Raw genomic sequence first — 18389 nt, 5'->3', positions numbered from 1 at the left:
GTACGAAGTCCTTCTCGCCGGCCGAGTAATTCGGCGGATGACCGGTGATCTTGATCCGGAAAGCAGGGCGGAGCGCCAGCACATTGCGGAGGAAAGGGCCACGAGCTCTGGAACATCTGCACGCTAAGGAGGCCATCGGGACAAGTCAAGGGATTCCCGTGGCAGTTGTGTTCGCAATAGCGGATCGATGGCGAACGGAGAAGAAGGCGATATGTCTTCGCGGAAAAGGGCGGACAAGAGGCCGGCTTTCCCGCCGGTAATTCACCTCGGAAGGCGGACGGAGGAACGCGCCGCGCGGCGGCGTCCGGTCGATGGCCACCGGAGGGGCCGGGCCCGGTTCAGCCGGCCGCCGCCACCGGCCGCGCACCGCCGTCCGCGAGCGCCACGGTCAGCCGGGCCACGGCCTCCGGCGGCGCGTCACCGGCCGCGCCACGGGCCGCCGCCAGCAGCTCCCGCGCCTGCCGGTGCTCCCCCCGGTGCCGGTACACACCGGCCAGCGTGATCAGCGCCTCGATCTCGTCCCCCGGTTCGGTCACGCCGTACCCCGCGGCCCAGCCGTCGGGCGAGCCGCCGGCCACCGCGACCAGTACCGCCCCGGTCCCCAGCCGCGAGGCCCGCACCGCGCCCCCCTCACCGGCGCCGTCCGCCCCGGCACACCCCGGGTACCCGGGCGCCGCGCGCCCGCGCCCCCACACCGCCACCACCCCGTCGGCCAGCGCCCGCGCGTACGGCAGCAGCCCCGCCTCGGCGGCCTGCCGGATCGCCGACAGCAGCCGCGGCCGTTCCCGCCCGTACCAGCCCTGCGGATCGGTCAGCAACGGGACCACCAGCCGCCCCGGCAGCGCCCAGCGCGGCACGCCCGCACCGCCGGACCCGGCCCCCCGCGCCGGGTCCGGCCGTGCCGGCCGCTCCGGGCCGCCTCTGCGGCGCGCCTCGTCGAGCAGGTACAGCAGCGCACCCAGATAGCGTTCGAGCGCCGAACGGTGCGCGCCCGCCGTCTCCTCGGCCGCCAGCCGCTCCCGGGCGAACGCCCGGACCAGCCCCGGCAGCCGGTAGCGGGCCGCACCGGTCACCGCGTCGACCTCCACCTCCAGCAGATAGGCCTCGGCCAGTTCCTCCAGCAGATCCAGCGAGGTGAGCGGATCGGTGCGCAGCAGCGGACCCCCGGCCCACGAGGCGAACGACGCGGTCCGCGGCACCGCCAGCAGCCGCAGCAGCCGGCGCGCGCCGGGCGTGCGGCTGGCGTAGCCGGCGGCGATCCCGGCCCGTACATCGGCGCCGGAGCGGCTCAGCTCGTCCAGTGGCCGGGCGCACTCCAGCAGCCGGCGGTGCAGCTCGGCCACCCGCCAGTGCGGGCGCGCCACCAGCCGGGCGGCGGCCCCGCGCAGCGCCAGCGGCAGATCGTCACAGGCGGCGCAGAGCGCGGCGGCTGCCGCCGGCTCGTCCTCGACCCGCCGCCGCCCGGCGATCCTGGCCAGCAGGTCCAGCGCCTCCGCCCGGTCGAACGGGGCGAGTTCCACCCGCCGCGCCGCCGGCAGCCCGGTCAGCCGCTGCCGCGAGGTGATCAGCACCCGGCACCCGGCGGTCCCCGGCAGCAGCGCCGCCACCTGTTCCTGGGAGCCGGCACCGTCCAGCACCACCAGCACCCGCCGCCCGGCCAGCCGGTCCCGGTACATCTCCGCGCGTTCCTCCGCGTCCGCAGGGATCTCCGGCTCCGGGACGCCGAGCGCCCGCAGAAACCTGGCGAGCACATTTTCCGGCCGCACCGCGGCGCCGCCCGGCCCGGACAACGAGGCGAACAACTGCCCGTCCGGGTACCGGGGCGTCAGCCGGTGGGCCGCGCGGATCGCCAGGGTGGTCTTGCCCACCCCGGCCCGGCCGCTGATCACCGTCACCGGTACGGCCGTGAGCCCGGCCTCCGCCCCGGGCTCCACCGTCCCGTCCGGCCCGGCCCCGTACTGCCCGGCCGGGCCCTCCAGCAGCGCTGCCAGTGCCTCGCGGCGCCCGGTGAAGTCGGCGACATCGGCGGGCAGCAGCCGGGGGACGCGCTGCGGCGCGGGCCGGTCTGCCACCGCCACCCGCGGGCCGGTCCCCGCCCCCGCACCGTCCAGCAACTGCGGATCACCGCTCAGGATCGCCTGGTGCAGCCGCCGCAGCCCGTCGCCCGGCTCGATGCCCAGCTCCTCGATGAACCTCTCGCGCGTCATGCGGTACTCGTTGAGGGCCTCGGCCTGCCGGCCCGCCCGGTACAGCGCTGTCATCAACAGCGCCCGGGGTCTCTCCCTCAGGGGATGCGCGGCGGCCAGCGCCGCCAGTTCGCCCACCAGCCGCTGATGCTCCCCAGCGGCCAGCTCCAGCTCCAGGCACTCCTCGTGCAGCGCCAGCCGCTGCTCGTCCAGCTGCGCCACCCCGCCGCGCACCAGCCCGCTGCCGATGCCGTGCAGCGCGGGCCCGCGCCACAGGGCCAGGGCCGACCGGAACGCCCCCACCGCCCGGCGTAACCGCCCCTCGGCCGCCGCCTTCCGGCCGGCGGCCACCCGCCCTTCGAACTCCGCGAGATCCAGGAGATGCCCGCCGGTCCGCAGCCGGTACCCCGGCGGCCGGGTGGTGATCAGCCCGCCGGCCGACAACTGGTGCCGCAGGGAGGAGATGCAGATCTGGATCTGGCTGCGGCTGGTCGCCGGCGGCTCCTTGCCCCACACCCCGTCGATCAGCCGGTCGACCGGCACGATCCGCTCGGCCTCCAGGAGCAGCAGCGCCAGCACGGTGCGCTGCCGCGACCCCCTGACCTGGAGCGGGCCGTCGTCGTGGGCCACTTCCAGCGGGCCGAGTATCCGGAACTCCATGGGTGTCTCTCCCTCACTGCTCGATCCGTGTTCCCGAAGACCGCGCGGCGGAGTGAGGAAGCGTGCCCCCGGCCGGGGCCACACGCGTAGAACTTGCCGTCGACCAGCCGGAATACATCGGGTGAGTGGCCTTCCGGCCTGCGGTGACGCCGTGCGCCCGGGCGTACCGGGCCGAGGTCGGTGTGCCGGCCCCCGGGCGGACCCCGACCGGAGCCACCACGAGGGGTAGCCGGGCAACTCCTGTCGGAGACGATGGCACAGCGGTCACGGCGTAGTCAACGAACAAGAATGTCTACTTCCCGCCACGGCCCGGGCGCATACCTCACGACACACGGCCCTCCCCCCTGCCGGGGTCGCCGCCCGCCGTGGCGGCCAGCCGCAGCACGGTACGGAGCAGCACATCCGCCCCGCGCACCAGCGCCTCTGGCGGGGTGTCCTCGGCCGGGGCGTGGGAGATCCCGCCGGTACTCGGCACGAAGATCATGCCGATCGGCGCGACGGACGCCACGATCTGCGCGTCGTGCCCGGCGCCGCTCGGCAGCGCCAGCCGCGCCAGCCCCAGCGCGTCCGCCGCCTCCGCGATCGCCCGCCGCAGCGCCGGGTCGGTGGCCACCGGCGCCGAACCGCTGGAGACGGCACACCGCACCCGGCAGCCGGTACGCCGCTCCACCTCCGCGCACACCGCCCGGACCGCCGCCTCGCCCGCCGCCAGCCGGGCCGGGTCGATGTCCCGTACCTCCGCGGTGAGGCGGGCCGTACCGGGCACCGTGTTGGTCACATTCGGCGCCGCCCGCAGGAAACCCACCGTGGCCGTCGTGCAGACGCCGTCCACGGCGGCGATCCGCCGTACGCCCAGCACCAGTTCGGCGGCGGCCACCAGCGCGTCGTGCCGGGCCTCCATGGGGGTGGTGCCCGCGTGCTGCGCCTGCCCCAGCACCTCGATGTCCACGATGGTGCGGCCCACGATGCCCTCCACCACCCCGATCGGGATCCCGGCACGTTCCAGCACCGGCCCCTGCTCGATGTGGAGTTCCAGATAGGCCGCGATACTGCCCTCGGGCCACGCCGCCTCGGCCAGCCGGCCGGGGTCCCCGCCGTGCTCGGCCAGATAGGCGTCCGCGCCGCGCCCGGACCGGTCGGTGGCCCCCACCCGGTCCGCCAGTTGCCCGCACACCGCCCGGGAGCCGAAGAACGGCAACTGCACCAGCGCGCCCTCCTCGTTGGAGAACGCCACCGCGACCGGGTCGAACGGCAGCCGCACCCCGCCGGCGTGCAGCACCCGCAGCACCTCGATGGCCGCCACCACCCCGTAGGCGCCGTCCAGCCGGCCGCCCTGGACCACGGTGTCCACATGCGAGCCGATCAGCAGGACCGGACCGGTGGCCGGCCCCGGCAGCCGCAGGAAGAGGTTCCCGGCCGGGTCGGTGCGCGGTACCAGACCGGCCGAACGTCCCACGCCGGCCAGCCAGGTGCGGGCCTGCTCCTCCAGCGGGCCGAGCCCGAGCCGGGTCACCCCGCCGCCCGGGTCCGCGCCGATCTCACCGAGCCGCTCCAGCACCTCCAGCAGCCGTACCCCGTCGACCCGCGGCACGGGCGGGCCGGCGGGGGAGGGGTCGCGTCGCGCGGTGTCCTCGGGCGAGCCGAACTGCGTCACGTCTCCTCCAGCCGGGCGATGCCCGGTGCGCGCCGTCATCTGCTGGGGAGGCATGTCACCACATACGGCTATTCCCGGGTTATCGAAACGCAATCCATCGCCCGCCGGCCCACTGCCGGCCGGCCGCTCAGGAGTCCGTGGCCGGAGCCGCGCCGTCCGCGCGCTCCCGCACCCAGGCCAGGACGGCCTCGGCGTCGAAGGTCTCCTGGCCGCCGGGGAAACACAGCCCCGCCGACGCGAACACCGGCTCGTCCGCCGCCCGCAGCACCGAAGGCACCGCCACACACCGCATGCCGGCCGCGAGCGCCGCCACCACCCCCGGAGCCGCGTCCTCCACCACCACACACCGCTGGGGCGGCACGCCCAGCCGGTGCGCCGCCGCCTCGAACACATCCGGCGCCGGCTTTCCGCGCGGCACCTCCTCGGCGGAGACCCGCACCGGCAGCAGCGCGCCCACCGCACTGCCGGTCAGGGCCGCGTCGATCGCCTCCCGGGTGGAGCCGGAGGCCACCGCCATCGGCAGCCCCGCCGCGTGCGCCAGCTCCACCAGCCGCGCCATGCCGGGGAACACCTCGATACGGCCCCGGATCAGCTCCAGGTAGACCCGGTCCTGCTCGGCCAGCAACTCCTCGGCCGGCGTGGCGATCCGGTACTCGGCCCGCTGCGCGGCCAGCGCGTCCAGGGCACCGATGCCGATGTAGTGCGTGTACCGCTCCCAGCTGAAATCACGCACACCCTGCCCGGCCAGCACCCGGCGGTTCGCCTCGTAGTAGTGCGGCTCGCTGTCCACCAGCGTGCCGTCGAGATCGAACACCAGGGCAGCGGCAGCCGGTCGCACCGTCGTCATACGACCAGTGTGACAGCCGCGCCGCCCCGGCTCACCGGGCGGAGGCCCCCTGCGAATCCCGCAGCGGAATACCGAGCTTGGTGGTGTACGCCGACAGCACCAGCTTGCCGATGCCCGGGTACGCGCCCAGCGGCTCGGCCGTCGCACAGCCCGCCTCCTCGGCGGCGGCGGCCAGCAGACCGTCCGGCACCTCGGGTCCGATCAGACACGGCGCCAGCGCCAGTTGCTGCGAGCCCGCGTCCACCAGCTGCGCCGCCACGTCCGCGACCGAACCGGCCTTGTCCAGCGCCGCGGCCAGCACCGGCACCGCAAGCCGCGCCGACAGCAGCATGCCGGTGATCCCGGCCGCCTGCACCGCCTCCTCGCCGCCCACGGTGGCCAGGATGATCCCGTCCGCCGCCGTGGCCACGGTGAACAGCCGGGCCCGGTCGGCCCGCGCCAGATCCGCCTCCGACAGCCGTACGTGCACCCCCTCGGCCAGCAGCGGGTGCGGCCCCAGCACGTCCGTCAGCTCGGCCCCCGATCCGCTGCTCAGCACCGCCTGCCGGATGCCGCGCAGCTGCGCGCTGTCCGGGCCCGCCAGCAGCGGGACGACCACGGCGGAGGGACGCTGCTCGGCGTCGTCACGCTCGGCGGCCACCTGCGACAGCACCGCGCGCAGCGACGGGAACTCGGTGTCCTCGTCCGCGCTCTCGGAGAAACCCACCCGCGCGTCGAGCCCGGGCAGCTCGGAACGGGCGATGCTGGTCACTTCCTCGGCGATGCCGCGGCCGGCCGCCGACGGCGTACCGGGCACGGCAAGCACCAGCACCGGAGCGCCCTCGGGCGCGCTGACGGGCTCCGGGCGACGGTGACGTCCGGGCTGACGTGGTCTCGGCATTCGTACGGGCAGTCCGGGCCCGTGCCCAGTGGGGGAGCTCATGTCGCCGCATGTTAATGCCTTGATGTGCTTGGCTGTTCGGCCGGGGGCACCCCCTTGGGGTTTGTCCGGAAAAATCCCGCGCCTGGGTGTGACCCGGTCAACCCACCACCAGCAACGCCCGATCGGATGGCAGCCGCAGCCCGCCCACCGCGATCCGCGCCGCGACCAGCAGCGACCCGGCCAGCGGGTCCCCGGCGGCCGGCACCGTGACGCAGCCCGGCAGCAGCCGCTCCAGCTCCGCCCGCAGCGGGGCCAGCAGCGGCTCACCGAGGCGCAGCAGCCCCCCGGTCAGCGCCACCTCCGTGCCGCCCCCGCCGGCCGGCGCGCCCGGCGCCGCCGCGGCGGCCGTCTCCGCGATCTCCCGCGCCGCCGCCGCCATGATCTCCGCCGCCACCGGGTCGGCCGGGGCGCAGGAGGCCACCTCGGGTGCGAAGGAGGCCAGTACGGCCGCCCGGTCCTGCCGCGGATACACCGCCTCCGGCAGCCCGCCGGCGGGCCCGAACACCGCCTCGGCCCGCGCCAGCAGCGCCGCCGAGCCGCCGCGCCGCCCGTCGTGGGCCCGCAGCGCCGCCGCGAGCCCACGCCCGCCGATCCAGGCCCCGCCGCCGCAGTCGCCCAGCAGATGGCCCCAGCCGTCCGCCCGCCGCCAGCCGCGCAGATCGCTGCCCAGCGCGATCATGCCGGTGCCCGCCGCCACCACCACGCCCGGGCGCATCCCCAGCGCCCCCGCGTACCCGGTGACCGCGTCCGCGGCCAGTGCCCAGCGCCGCACCCCGAACCCGTCCGCCAGCGCCCCGGGCAGCCGCTCGCGCAGCCCGGCGCCGAGGGTGGCCATCCCGGCCGCGCCCACGCACGCCGCCACGAGGGGCCCAGGATCCCCGGCCCGCGCCAGCAGCTCCCGGCCGGCGGGCAGCAGCCGTGCCACGAACTGCTCCGCGTCGATCCCGGCGGGCCCGGTCCGTACCGGGGGAGCGGTGACCGTCTCCCACCCCGGCTCCACCGCGCCCGAGGCGGAGACCGCGGCCAGCGCCACCCGCAGCCCGGAGCCGCCCGAGTCCACCCCCAGCACCCAGCCCCCGGCGGGGGCGCTCACGGCAGCGTCCAGTCCACCGGCTGCGCGCCCTGTTCGGCCAGCAGGGCGTTGGCCCGGCTGAACGGCCGGGAGTTGAAGAACCCCCGGTCGGCCGACATGGGGGAGGGGTGCGCCGACTCCACGCTGGGCACCGGGCCCAGCAGCGGGCGCAGATTGCGGGCGTCGCGGCCCCACAGGATCGCCACCAGCGGCTTCCCGCGCGCCGCCAGCGCCCGGATCGCCTGTTCGGTGACCTCCTCCCAGCCCTTGCCGCGGTGGGCACCGGGGCTGCGCGGCGCGGTGGTCAGCGCCCGGTTCAGCAGCAGCACCCCCTGCCGCGTCCAGGGGGTGAGGTCGCCGTTGGAGGGCCGGGGCGCGCCGAGGTCGGTGTGGAGTTCGCGGAAGATGTTCTCCAGGCTGCCCGGCAGCGGACGCACCTCGGGCGCCACCGCGAAGCTCAGCCCCACGGCGTGCCCCGGGGTGGGGTACGGGTCCTGGCCGACGATCAGCACCCGTACGTCGTCGAACGGCTGGCTGAAGGCCCGCAGGACGTGCTGTCCCGCGGGGAGGTAGGTGCGGCCCTGGGCGATCTCCGCGCGCAGGAAATCGCCCATCGCCGCGATCCGGTCGGCCACCGGTTCCAGGGCCTTGGCCCAGCCGGCTTCCACAATCTCATTCAACGGTCGTGCTGCCACGGTCCGTTACCCTACTGTCCGGCAGCGTCGGCGCGCGCCACCGGCCGCGGGGACGGCCACGCGTTCGAGGGAGCTTCACACCGCCCGCAGGTACTGCGCCGGCACCCGCCGGTCGCGTACCCCTAGCTCGCGGGCCGCCCGGTGCGCCCAGGACGGGTCGCGCAGCAGCTCGCGGCCCAGCAGGACGGCGTCCGCCTCCCCGTTGACGAGGATCTTCTCGGCCTGCTCCGGCTCGGTGATCAGTCCGACCGCGGCCACCGGCAGCTCCGCCTCGGCCTTCACCCGGGCCGCGAACGGCACCTGGTAGCCGGGGCCGGTGGGGATCCGGACGCCGGGGGCGTTGCCGCCGGTGGACACGTCCAGCAGATCCACGCCGTGCTCGCGCAGCAGGCGGGCGAAGCGCACCGTGTCGTCGGCCTCCCAGCCGCCCTCGGCGAGCCAGTCGGTGGCCGAGATGCGGAAGAACAGCGGCAGCTCCTCGGGCCACACGGCGCGGACCGCGTCCACCACCTCCAGGGCGAACCGGGTGCGGCCCGTGAAGTCCCCGCCGTAGCCGTCGGTGCGGTGGTTGCTGTACGGGGACAGGAACTCGCCGATCAGATAGCCGTGCGCGCCGTGCACCTCGGCCACCTCGAAGCCCGCGGCCAGCGCCCGCCGCGCCGCGTCGGCGAACCGGCCGGTGATCTCCCGGATCTGCTCCACGGTGAGCTCGGCCGGCACCGGGTGGTCCTCGTCGAAGGCGAGCGGCGAGGGCCCGACCGGCTGCCAGCCGCCCTCCTCGGGGGCCAGCGGCCGGCCGCCGTTCCAGGGGCGGTCGGTTCCGGCCTTCCGCCCGGCGTGCGCCAGCTGGATCCCGGGCACGGCGCCCTGCGCCTTCAGGAAGGCGGTCAGCGGGCGCAGCGCCTCCTGCTGGCGCTCGTTCCACAGCCCGAGGTCGGCCGGGCTGATCCGGCCCTCGGGGCTGACGGCGGTGGCCTCCAGCAGGACGAGCCCGGCGCCGCCGACCGCCCGGGCGCCGTAGTGGACCAGGTGCCAGTCGGTCACCGCACCGGTGTCCGGGCCGGTCAGCGGCGCCGAGTACTGGCACATGGGCGCCATCCAGACGCGGTTGGGCAGGGTCAGCGACCGCAGGGTGTACGGCTCGAACAGGGCGCTCACGGGCGGGCTCCTCGCAACAGCGGGTCGGGATCCGACATTGGTACGAGAGCCATCGTAGTACGAAGCCCATCAAAGTTCGACGGTGCTCGTATGATGGGGGCATGAGCCAGCCGAGCCCCGCGCCCGCCACCGTCGCCGGCCGCGCCCTGGAACACCCCGCCCGCGAGCGGATCCGGCTGGATCAGGTGCTCCAGGCCCTCGCCGACCCGCTGCGGCTGTCCGTGCTGCACAAGCTCGCCGCCGCCGGTCCCGGCGCGGAGCTGTCCTGCTCGGATCTGGACCTGCCGGTGAGCAAGTCGACCAGCACCCACCACTTCCGGGTGCTGCGCGAGGCCGGACTCATCCAGCAGGTGTACCGGGGCACGGCGAAGATGAACGCGCTGCGCCGGGACGACCTGGAGGTGCTCTTCCCCGGCCTGCTGGAGGCCGTACTGGCCGCCGCGGCCCGCGAGCGCCTGCGCTGAAGCGGACCGGGCGCCCCGCCCGGTCCGGCCCGCCGCGGCCGGCGGCTCAGCGCATCGCCTCCATCCGGGAGATCTCCACCCGCTGCGAGGCGCCGATCTCGGCCGCCATCTCCAGCGCGGTCACATCGTTGCCCTGCGCGGAGACATCGGCGGCCATGGCGACGGCGCCCTCGTGGTGAGCGATCATCAGGTCCAGGAAGAGCGCGTCGAACTCCGCGCCCCGTGCCGCCCGCAGCCGGGCCAGCTCCTCCTCGCTCGCCATCCCCGGCATGGTGTCTCCGTGCCCGTCGTGGCCCCCGTGCCCGTGCCCGTCCCCGGTCGCCTCCCCGCCTTCCGCGTTGCGCAGCAGCCAGGCCCGCATCGCCTCGATCTCCGGCTCCTGCGCGGCGGCTATCCGGCCGGCGATGCCGCGCACCGCGCTGTCCTCGGCGTACGCGTCGGCGAGCTCGGTCATCTCGACGGCCTGCTCGTGGTGCTCGATCATCATGGTCATGAAGGCGTGATCGGCGGCGTTGGGGCCGGTGCCCTCGCCGGCCGCCTCGCGCGCCTCCCGCGGGGAGACGGTGCGCGCCTCCTCGCCGGGCCGGCCCGGCACGATCACCGAGGCCTCGGCGTCCGAACCGGTGTCCCCGGCCGCCGCCTCGCCGCCGGTGCAGCCGGTGAGCGCCACCAGCGACAGCACGGCGGCCAGGGACACGGCGAGCCCGGCGCCCGCGACAGGGCGGCGGAAGCGATGAGTTGACACAGAGTCCTCCTGGTGCGCGAGTGCACCGGTCAGTCAATACGGAAATATGAATGATCTGTTTCCCATATTGATCTGTACATGCACATCGGGATACTGATGGCATCCGTGAACCGGTCAACCCCACGCAACACCGGACGGATCCAGGGAGGATTCGAGTGACATCGTTGCACAGACCCCGCGTGCGACGCGGGCGCATCGGCGTGACCCTGGCGGCCCTCACCGGCCTGCTCGCCACCTACGCGCTCAGCGGAACGGCCCTGGCCACCCCCGACGACGGCGACACCCCCGTGGCGCCCCAGGACATCACCACCGAGCGACTCCAGGACCCGGACGCGGCCGGCACCACCGACGCCATACCCGGCGTCGGCGAGGTCGTCACCAGCCGCAACGTCACCCACGTCGCCAACGTCCCCAAGAACGCCCTCCAGGCCACCAACTCCGACCTGGCCTTCCAGGACCACTACGTCTTCGCCGGCAACTACGACGGCTTCGTCATCCACGACATCTCCCGCCCCAGCAAGCCGAAGATCGTCGCCGAGGTGCTGTGTCCCGGCGGCCAGGGCGACATCTCCGTCAGCGGCGACCTGCTCTTCCTGTCCGTCGACTCCTCCCGCAGCGACGACTCCTGCAACAGCGTCGCCCAGTCGGCCACCATCAAGGATTCCTGGGAAGGGATCCGCATCTTCGACATCAGCGACAAGCGCAACCCCAAGTACGTCTCCGCCGTCGAGACCTACTGCGGCTCCCACACCAACACCCTGGTGCCGGACGGCAAGAACGTCTACGTCTACGTCTCCTCCTACTACCCCGACGCCTCCTTCCCCGACTGCCAGCCGCCCCACAACGGCATCTCCATCGTGAAGGTGCCGCGCCACGCACCCGAGCGCGCCGAGGTCTCCAGCTTCGAAGTGCTCTTCCCCGACGGCGGCTTCCCCGGCAGCGACCGCGGCTCGGCCACCTCCGGCTGCCACGACATCACCGCCTACCCCCGGCTGAAGATCGCCGCCGGCGCCTGCATGGGCGACGGCATCCTCATGGACATCTCCAAGCCGGCCCAGCCGCGCGTCATCGACCGGGTCCAGGACGCCGAGCACTTCGCCTTCTGGCACTCCGCCACCTTCAGCCAGGACGGCAAGAAGGTCGTCTTCACCGACGAACTCGGCGGCGGAGGCGGCGCCACCTGCAACGCCCGCATCGGTGACAAGTACGGCGCCAACGGCATCTACCACATCACCGGCAAGGGCGACCGGCGGCGGCTGGAGTTCCAGAGCTACTTCAAGATCCCCCGCCACCAGGCCGACACCGAGAACTGCGTCGCCCACAACGGCTCCCTCATCCCGGTGCGGGGCCGCGACATCATGGTCCAGTCCTGGTACCAGGGCGGCGTCTCCATCTGGGAGTTCACCGATTCGGACCGCCCCAAGGAGATCGGCTACTTCGACCGCGGGCCCGTCAGCAACGACGCCCTGACCTTCGGCGGCTCCTGGTCCGCCTACTACTACAACGGCTACATCTACTCCAACGACCAGCAGGGGCTGGACGTCCTGCGCATCGACGACCCGCGCACCAACGGCGCGCGCGGCGTCAAACTCACCGAGCTGAACGCCCAGACCCAGCCCAGCTACTGGTGAGCGCCCTCACGCGCTGACACGCTTCCCCCGCCGGGCGGACCCCCGCCCGGCGGGCACCCCAGCTCCCACGCCAGCCCGTACCGCCCGAACAGCTCGGCCCGCAGCCGCCGCCCGGGCATCGGCGCGCCCGGCAGCAGCACCGCCACCACCGCCCCCATCAGCAGCGCCCGCAGCATCCGGTAGTCCGACTCCGGATCCGCCGAGCCGTACCGCACCATCGTCTCCCGCAGCAGCGCCGCGAGCCGTTGCTGCTCCGCGCACTGGACGAAGCCCTCCTGCTGGAGCAGCAACGCCATGTGCGCCCGCATCAGCACCGGCCGCTCGGCCGCCAGGCCCAGGATCGCGTCGATCGCCCGCGCCAGCAGTTCCCGCCCGCCCGCCGCGTTTTCACCGGGCACCGGATCGCGCTCCAGCGCGGCGGCCAGCGTCAGATGCATCTGCCGGTGCACGGCCGTCTGCAACAGCTGCCGTTTTCCCGGGAAGTAGTACGACACCAGACCCCGGGCCGCACCGGCCCGTTCGGCGATGTCGCCCAAGGTCGTGGCCTCGTAACCGTGCTCCCCGAACAGCTCCACCGCCGCCTGGAGCAGCCGCTCGCGCGAACGCCTTCGCAACTCTTCATTGACTGATGCGCGACGAGGGGACATCCTGGACTCCCGTTGACTGGCTAACAGCCAATATACTCAGCGAGGACACCGGACAGCCGCCCCGGGGGCGGACCCCTGTCCGGCACCGGACGGCGTATCGGGCGGCGCGGGGGACCGCCCGATACCGCCACCGGTATCAGCCCACCAGGTCCAGCACCGGCAGCAGCCCGTCGGGCCGCTCGTCCACCGGCAGATGCCGCACCAGATGGACCGCGCATCCCACCGCCGCCGCGCCCCCGTCGGCCCGCGCGTCGTCCCCCACCATCACGGTGTGCTGCGGCACCAGGCCCAGCTCGGCGCAGGCGATCCTGAACAGCCGGGGCTCCGGCTTCACCGCGTGGTGCTCGAAGGACAGCGCGTACGCGTTGACGAACCGGTCCAGACCGTGCTCCCGGAACACCGGCCGCAGGTCCCAGCCGATATTGCTCACCACCGCCACCCGTACCCCGCGCTCGCGCAGCGCGGCCAGCACCGTCCGGGTGTCGGGGTACGGCTGCCACGCGTCCGGCTCCATGTGCCGCTCGTACAGCGCCTCGTACAACTCCGGCGACGGCAGCGGAACCCGCCGGGCCAGCCGCAGATACAGCTCCCGGTGCCCCGAAGGATCCCGGTCGCGCTCCCGCCACAGCCCGGCCAGCTCGGCCGGCACCTCACGCGGCGCACCGCCACCCGGCAGCGCCCCCGCCGCCTCCAGGGCTCCGGCCAGCCGCACCACCTCCTCGTCCGGCAGCCGGGTCCCGTGCCGGTCGAGCACCGTCCTCAGCCACCGCTCGGCCGGCTCGACGCGCATCAGGGTCCCGGAGAAGTCGCACAGCACACCCGTGATCGCCATGCACCGATCCTGCCCCCTCCACACCGCGGGCAGGCCCGACGGCAGGCGCCGGCGCGGGGCGTGTCGGCGACGGGGGAGGGGCGGAGCCATCGCGGCAGGACACCACCGCCTCCGCAACGCCCGCGGTCGCCGCGGCCCCCGGTGCCCGCTCACCCGATTCGCGCGCCGTACCGCCGCCGGTGCGGCCCACCCGTGCGCCCCGGTGGGGCACGCCGCGCCCGCCGCCGTACCCGGCACGGCCTCCTCGGTACGGCGCGCCCGGCGCGCTCCGCTCAGCCGCCGCCCAGCGCGCTCAGGCCCGGCGCGAACGCCAGCAGCAGCGGGATCGCCGGTACCAGGGCCGCGATCGCCGTCATCCGCAGGCGGCGCGAGGGGGTGAGCCGGCCGCCCGGGCTCAGCAGCCGGTGCACCCGCTGCGGCAGCTGGTCGCGGTGGGCAGGGGTGGCGAAGACACCGCGGTCCTCGTTCAGACCCACCAGCGCCAGCGCCGTCGTCAGCCGGCCGAAGCGCCGCGACGCCGCGTCGTCGGCCGCCAGTTCCACCAGCCGGTGCACCTCGTCCCGGAACGCCGCGAAGACCGGCACCCGCGGAAAGCCCTCGGCCAGCGCCCCCGCACAGTGCACCAGCCAGTGGTGCCGGGCCCGCGCGTGGCCGTCCTCGTGCGCCAGCACCGCGTCCAGTTGCTTCCCCCGCAGCCGCCGCAGCGCGGCCGTGGTGATCACCAGCCGCCGCTCCGCGCCGTCCGTCAGCAGCCAGGCGTCGGGACGGTCGCTCTCCAGCACGATCAGCCGGCCCCCCGTGCCCGGACCGCTGTCACTCGCCGCCTCGCCCGGCAGGAACGGCGCCCGCTCCCGCAGCCGCGCCCGGCGGGCCCGCCGGGCCGCTCGGGCGGCCCGCACCTGGAGGGCGAACATCACCGCCGTCCACATCCCGCCCGCCGCCAGCAGCGCGGCGAGCGCCGCCGCCCACCAGCGGCCGTCGTCCGGGCCGAGCGCGTACGCGTCGAGCACCGCCGCCGGGGCCGGTGCGAACAGATGCCCGCGCACTCCATCCCACGCCACGGCGCCGCTGAGCGCCATCGCCAGCACGCAGCACAGCAGGACGGACGCCACCACGCACTGCCACACCCACAGGGCCAGCACCGGCTCCCGGTCCGGCCAGGAAGCCCTCGCCAGTACGCGCGGTGCCATCGCCGCGGCAAGCCCACCCAGCATCAGCAACGCGAGCGCGATCAGCATGGCCGTCAGCCTAGAGCCCGCCGCCCTCCGGCCCGCCACCGGGGTGATCTGCCCCACATCGGCCTCACATGGACACCAGCATCACCAGCATCCCCAGCGACAACGCCGTCCGGCAGGCGACCGCCACCGCGGGCGACGGCTCACCGCCCCCGTACCCCGGGGGAGTGCTCCCGCCACCGGCCGCCCCGGCCCCGGCCACCGCCGGCGCGGGCGACCCGGCCATCTGCGCCACCGCCGCGATCCGGGCCCCCGAGACCAGCACGTACAGCGCGAAATAGGCGATCAGCATCCCGGTCGGGACCGGCAGCCCGCCGCCCGCGCCGTGCGCGCTTCCGTGCCCGGCCGCCCCGGCATGGCCGGGCATCGCCGCCGCCATCCAGACCATCGCCAGCGCCTCCACCGCGTGGTGCGTTCGGTGCACCGGCCGGGCCCGCAGCACGACCGCCCACACCGCCAGCGCCCCGAAGGCGAGCACATACGCCTGCCCCGGTATCGCCGCCCCGGCCCCCGGCACGGCCATCACCGCCATCCCGAGGCCCATGGCCCCCTCCAGCGCGGCCGGCCGCCGCGCGACCGGGCCGGGCCCGGCCCGCGCCCGGTGCAGGCAGTACAGCCCGGTGCCCCCGCACAGCGCCGCCAGCAGCCACCCCACCACCACAGGACCCTCGTGCACCGTGCCCTCCCGGCGTCCGCGGTTCCGCTTCCCGACCGCGTTCTGCCCCGCCCGCGCCCGCGTCCGCGCGGTCCCGTACGGCGCATCGGAGCGCGGGGGAGCGCGACGGGGGCGCGCGTACCATGGTCGGCTGTGACAGCAGCAGCAGAACTGGTCTTCACCACCGCGACCGAAGCCGATGTGCCGGCCCTCGTGGCCCTGGTCGAGTCCGCTTACCGGGGCGAGGCCAGCCGGGCCGGCTGGACCACCGAGGCGGATCTCCTGGACGGGCAGCGCACCGACCCGCAGGGCGTCCTGGAGACCCTCCGCGATCCATCGGGCCTGGTCCTCACCGCCGGCCGCCCCGGCGCCGCCGAGCCGTTGCTGGCCTGCTGCCACCTCCGGCACCGCCCCGCCGCCGACGGCCCGGGCGCGGTCTACTTCGGGATGTTCGCCGTCCGCCCCACCGCCCAGGGCGGCGGGATCGGCGCCGCCGTACTGGCGCACGCCGAGCACACCGCCCGTACCACCTGGGCGGCGGCCCGGATGGAGATGCAGGTGATCTCCGCCCGCGCCGACCTCATCGCCTGGTACGAGCGGCGCGGCTACACCAGGACCGGGGAGCGCACCCCGTTCCCGTACGGCGACGAGCGCTTCGGCATCCCGCGCCGCCCCGGCCTGGAGTTCGAACTGCTGGTCAAGCCGCTCCGCTGAGCTCCGCCACGACCGCGGGCCGGTCGGTCACCACCCCGTCCAGGCCCAGCTCCCGCACCCGCGCCAGGTCCTCGGCGGTGTTGACGGTCCAGCTGATCACCTGAAGGCCCAGCGCCCGGCAGCCGGCCACCGCCTCCCCGGTGAGATGCGGCAGCTCCGCCGAGACCAGATCCGCCCCCAGCTCCCGGGCCCGGCGCGCCGCCGTGTCCGTGGAACGCCCGGTGACCAGGCCGATCGGCTGGGCGGGCAGCAGCCGGCGCACGGTGCGCAGCGCCTCGTCGTGGAACGAGATCACCCGGACCCGTTCGGCCAGCCCGCGCGCGGTGAGCACCGCGGCCAGCGCCTCCGCGGCGGCCGGGTCCTTGATCTCTGCCTGGAGCGGCAGGGTGACGGCCTCGGTCACCTCCTCGAACAGCGGGACCCGTTCGCCGAGCCCGGCGTCCAGCTCCCGCAGCGCGTCCACCGTGTGGTCGGCGACGGGGCCGCTGCCGTCGGTGGTGCGGTCCACCTCGGCGTCGTGCATCACCACCAGCGCGCCGTCCTTGCTCAGATGCAGATCCAGTTCGATGACGTCCACGCCCTCCCGCTCGGCACGGACGAAGGATCGCAGGGTGTTCTCCGGCTCCACGCCCATCAGCCCGCGGTGCCCGACGATCATGAGTGACATGCGGTCACCGTAGCGGGGGTCGGTGACGTCCCGCTGAACAGCGCGCGAGACCGCGGTCACCACCCCAAGGACAGGAAAAACTTCCGGCTAAACGTCTTTTCACCGAACGATTTCCTGAATCTCGGCTTGATCGACAGACCTTCCCTGGATACGGTTCCAGTACGCGAGGATCTTTTGTGGAGGAGTGATCATGCCGGAAATCCTGGCCCCCACTACCGCCGGGGACCACCCGTCCACCCCGGCCGCCCGCGTCGTGGACCACCCCGCCTGGCCCCGGCTCAAGCAGGCCGTCGAAGCCATCAGGCCCGCACAGTCCCGCGACGGCTCCATCGACTTCGACGCCGAGGACGCACCCGCCCGCGCCGCCGTCACCCACGAGGTGGAACGCGTCATCACCGAACTGCGCGCCCTCTCCCCGCTGCTGCCGCACGATGCCGCCTACCACCACGCGCTGGAGAAGGATCTGCGCCGCTGGGCCGACGAGGGCTTCGGCGTGCCCGACTTCCTCGACTCGCTGCTGGCCTTCGAACCCGCCGCCCACCGCGCCGACGGCCTCCAGCACCTCGTGCTCTTCCCCATGTACACCCAGAACGGCAACCCCGACCGCAACCTCGAAGCCGTCGTCGTCCGCGTGGTGTGGCCCGACTGGCTCGCCGAACTCGAACGCACCCGCTACGACAACCCGATGTTCCTCGGCATCACCTTCGAGGACTTCACCCCCGGCTACGACACCAACTCCGCCGTCCTCTTCCCCGAGACCATCGCGGTGCGCGAAGCCCCCGAGCGGTTCACCTGGGGCGGCATCTTCTGCGACCGCGAGGCCGCCCGCTTCCGCAAGGTCGTCGCCGCCGCCGGCGAGGTCACCAGCCTCGCCCTTCCCGAGGACGCCCAGGGTCTGCTCACCGACCAACGGCGCACCGAGCACACCTTCGTCCTGTGGGACATGATCCACGACCGCACCCACAGCCACGGCGACCTGCCGTTCGACCCGTTCATGATCAAACAGCGCCAGCCCTTCTGGATGTACGGCCTGGAGGAACTGCGCTGCGACCTCACCGCCTTCCACGAGGCCGTCCAGCTGGAGCGCGAGGGCCTGCCCCAGGCCCGCGACGTCCAGTACGCCGTCCTCCTCGACCGGATCTTCCGCTTCCCCGTCACCGGCGCCCGCAACCGCAACTACGACGGCCTCGGCGGCCAGCTGCTCTTCGCCTACCTCCACCAGAACGGCGCCCTGCACTGGACCGACAACCGGCTCAGCATCGACTGGGACCACGCCCGCCGCCTCACCGTGGCCCTGCGCGAGGAGATCGAGACCCTCTACCGGCTCGGCATCGACCGCCCCAAGATCGTCCACTGGTTCAAGGCCTACGAACTCGTCTCCGCCCACCTCGCCCCGCACCCCGGCTCCACCTGGGCCAAGGGCCCCGAAGCCCTCGACCTCACCCTCCCGCCCCGCAAACTCGTCGACGAGGTCCTCCCCGACGAGTTCCCGCTCAGCCTCTTCTACGAGGCGCTGGCCAAGAAGCTGCGCAAGGTGATCGAATCCACCCGGGGCATCACCGCGGACACCCCCACCCGGCGGGCGGCCTGACCGGGACCGGGGCC

At 74.5% G+C, this 18389-nt stretch carries 17 protein-coding genes; 4 read left to right on the top strand and 13 right to left on the bottom strand.

All coding sequences use genetic code 11. The features are described from left to right. Positions 1–338: 338 nt before the first annotated feature. The 7 genes from BM385_RS21020 to BM385_RS20990 form a co-directional block, all read right to left on the bottom strand. Complete coding sequence (locus BM385_RS21020) at positions 339–2846, bottom strand: AfsR/SARP family transcriptional regulator (RefSeq protein ID WP_093844011.1); 2508 nt, start codon at positions 2844–2846, stop codon at positions 339–341. A gap of 322 nt (positions 2847–3168) precedes the next feature. Then, complete coding sequence (locus BM385_RS21015) at positions 3169–4500, bottom strand: Zn-dependent hydrolase (RefSeq protein WP_175543065.1); 1332 nt, start codon at positions 4498–4500, stop codon at positions 3169–3171. 127 nt (positions 4501–4627) lie between these two features. Beyond that, a complete protein-coding gene (locus tag BM385_RS21010; RefSeq protein WP_093844009.1) occupies positions 4628–5347 on the bottom strand; it encodes an HAD family hydrolase in 720 nt (239 codons plus the stop codon). Positions 5348–5378: 31 nt separating this feature from the next. Then, positions 5379–6269 carry a sirohydrochlorin chelatase gene (locus BM385_RS21005; RefSeq protein WP_175543064.1) on the bottom strand — a complete coding sequence of 297 codons (891 nt, stop codon included), beginning with the start codon at positions 6267–6269 and terminating at the stop codon, positions 5379–5381. Between the two features lie 97 nt (positions 6270–6366). Next, entirely contained in the window at positions 6367–7362 is a 996-nt protein-coding gene (locus BM385_RS21000; protein ID WP_367889611.1) for a BadF/BadG/BcrA/BcrD ATPase family protein, read from the bottom strand. Next, positions 7359–8036 carry a uracil-DNA glycosylase gene (locus tag BM385_RS20995; RefSeq protein ID WP_093844008.1) on the bottom strand — a complete coding sequence of 226 codons (678 nt, stop codon included), beginning with the start codon at positions 8034–8036 and terminating at the stop codon, positions 7359–7361. Before BM385_RS20995 ends, BM385_RS21000 begins: the two co-directional genes overlap by 4 nt. 75 nt (positions 8037–8111) lie before the next feature. Next, a complete protein-coding gene (locus BM385_RS20990; RefSeq protein ID WP_093844007.1) occupies positions 8112–9194 on the bottom strand; it encodes an NADH:flavin oxidoreductase/NADH oxidase in 1083 nt (360 codons plus the stop codon). A 101-nt stretch (positions 9195–9295) separates the two neighbouring features. Between BM385_RS20990 and BM385_RS20985 the strand changes: the two genes are divergently transcribed. Next, positions 9296–9658 (top strand): ArsR/SmtB family transcription factor, encoded by a 363-nt coding sequence (locus tag BM385_RS20985; RefSeq protein ID WP_019436365.1) that lies wholly within the window; start codon positions 9296–9298, stop codon positions 9656–9658. A gap of 46 nt (positions 9659–9704) precedes the next feature. On the opposite strand, the gene BM385_RS20980 is transcribed toward BM385_RS20985, so the two are convergent. Further along, positions 9705–10403, bottom strand: a complete 699-nt coding sequence (locus BM385_RS20980; protein ID WP_175543063.1) for a DUF305 domain-containing protein — start codon at positions 10401–10403, stop codon at positions 9705–9707. Between the two features lie 179 nt (positions 10404–10582). Between BM385_RS20980 and BM385_RS20975 the strand changes: the two genes are divergently transcribed. Then, on the top strand, positions 10583–12034 hold the full coding sequence (locus tag BM385_RS20975) for an LVIVD repeat-containing protein (RefSeq protein WP_175543062.1): 1452 nt from the start codon (positions 10583–10585) through the stop codon (positions 12032–12034). Here BM385_RS20975 and BM385_RS20970 read toward each other — a convergent pair. The 4 genes from BM385_RS20970 to BM385_RS20955 all read right to left on the bottom strand — a co-directional run bounded on the left by BM385_RS20970 (position 12025) and on the right by BM385_RS20955 (position 15424). Further along, positions 12025–12681 (bottom strand): TetR/AcrR family transcriptional regulator, encoded by a 657-nt coding sequence (locus BM385_RS20970; RefSeq protein ID WP_093844005.1) that lies wholly within the window; start codon positions 12679–12681, stop codon positions 12025–12027. The two genes, BM385_RS20975 and BM385_RS20970, sit on opposite strands and share 10 nt — an antisense overlap. A 136-nt stretch (positions 12682–12817) precedes the next feature. Beyond that, on the bottom strand, positions 12818–13513 hold the full coding sequence (locus BM385_RS20965) for an HAD family hydrolase (RefSeq protein ID WP_093844004.1): 696 nt from the start codon (positions 13511–13513) through the stop codon (positions 12818–12820). A 272-nt stretch (positions 13514–13785) separates the two neighbouring features. Beyond that, positions 13786–14751 (bottom strand): M56 family metallopeptidase, encoded by a 966-nt coding sequence (locus tag BM385_RS20960; RefSeq protein WP_019436360.1) that lies wholly within the window; start codon positions 14749–14751, stop codon positions 13786–13788. A 64-nt stretch (positions 14752–14815) separates the two neighbouring features. Continuing rightward, positions 14816–15424, bottom strand: a complete 609-nt coding sequence (locus BM385_RS20955) for a DUF5134 domain-containing protein (protein ID WP_093844003.1) — start codon at positions 15422–15424, stop codon at positions 14816–14818. A 132-nt stretch (positions 15425–15556) separates the two neighbouring features. On the opposite strand from BM385_RS20955, the gene BM385_RS20950 reads away from it, so the two are divergent. After that, positions 15557–16117, top strand: coding sequence for a GNAT family N-acetyltransferase (locus BM385_RS20950; RefSeq protein ID WP_019436358.1), 561 nt, complete (start codon positions 15557–15559; stop codon positions 16115–16117). Here BM385_RS20950 and BM385_RS20945 read toward each other — a convergent pair. Continuing rightward, the gene (locus BM385_RS20945; RefSeq protein ID WP_026047867.1) at positions 16101–16784 is read right to left on the bottom strand and encodes a glycerophosphodiester phosphodiesterase; all 684 of its coding nucleotides are present in this window, start codon (positions 16782–16784) and stop codon (positions 16101–16103) included. The genes BM385_RS20950 and BM385_RS20945 overlap by 17 nt on opposite strands. A gap of 190 nt (positions 16785–16974) precedes the next feature. Between BM385_RS20945 and BM385_RS20940 the strand changes: the two genes are divergently transcribed. Beyond that, the gene (locus tag BM385_RS20940) at positions 16975–18375 is read left to right on the top strand and encodes a DUF6421 family protein (RefSeq protein WP_093844002.1); all 1401 of its coding nucleotides are present in this window, start codon (positions 16975–16977) and stop codon (positions 18373–18375) included. Positions 18376–18389 lie beyond the last annotated feature (14 nt).

This window comes from Streptomyces harbinensis, from assembly GCF_900116145.1.
GTDB classification, from domain to species: Bacteria; Actinomycetota; Actinomycetes; order Streptomycetales; family Streptomycetaceae; genus Streptomyces; species Streptomyces carpaticus.
The sequence above is the reverse complement of the archived record's forward strand: the minus strand, read 5'-3'. Positions and strand labels throughout refer to the sequence as shown.

What these genes read in the sequence shown, in the direction of transcription:
- BM385_RS21020 (WP_093844011.1), bottom strand. Translation starts at nt 2,846, where the DNA reads ATGGAGTTCCGGATACTCGGCCCGCTGGAAGTGGCCCACGACGACGGC.
- BM385_RS21010 (WP_093844009.1), bottom strand. Translation starts at nt 5,347, where the DNA reads ATGACGACGGTGCGACCGGCTGCCGCTGCCCTGGTGTTCGATCTCGAC.
- BM385_RS21005 (WP_175543064.1), bottom strand. Translation starts at nt 6,269, where the DNA reads ATGAGCTCCCCCACTGGGCACGGGCCCGGACTGCCCGTACGAATGCCG.
- BM385_RS20985 (WP_019436365.1), top strand. Translation starts at nt 9,296, where the DNA reads ATGAGCCAGCCGAGCCCCGCGCCCGCCACCGTCGCCGGCCGCGCCCTG.
- BM385_RS20970 (WP_093844005.1), bottom strand. Translation starts at nt 12,681, where the DNA reads ATGTCCCCTCGTCGCGCATCAGTCAATGAAGAGTTGCGAAGGCGTTCG.
- BM385_RS20965 (WP_093844004.1), bottom strand. Translation starts at nt 13,513, where the DNA reads ATGGCGATCACGGGTGTGCTGTGCGACTTCTCCGGGACCCTGATGCGC.
- BM385_RS20960 (WP_019436360.1), bottom strand. Translation starts at nt 14,751, where the DNA reads ATGCTGATCGCGCTCGCGTTGCTGATGCTGGGTGGGCTTGCCGCGGCG.
- BM385_RS20945 (WP_026047867.1), bottom strand. Translation starts at nt 16,784, where the DNA reads ATGTCACTCATGATCGTCGGGCACCGCGGGCTGATGGGCGTGGAGCCG.
- BM385_RS20940 (WP_093844002.1), top strand. Translation starts at nt 16,975, where the DNA reads ATGCCGGAAATCCTGGCCCCCACTACCGCCGGGGACCACCCGTCCACC.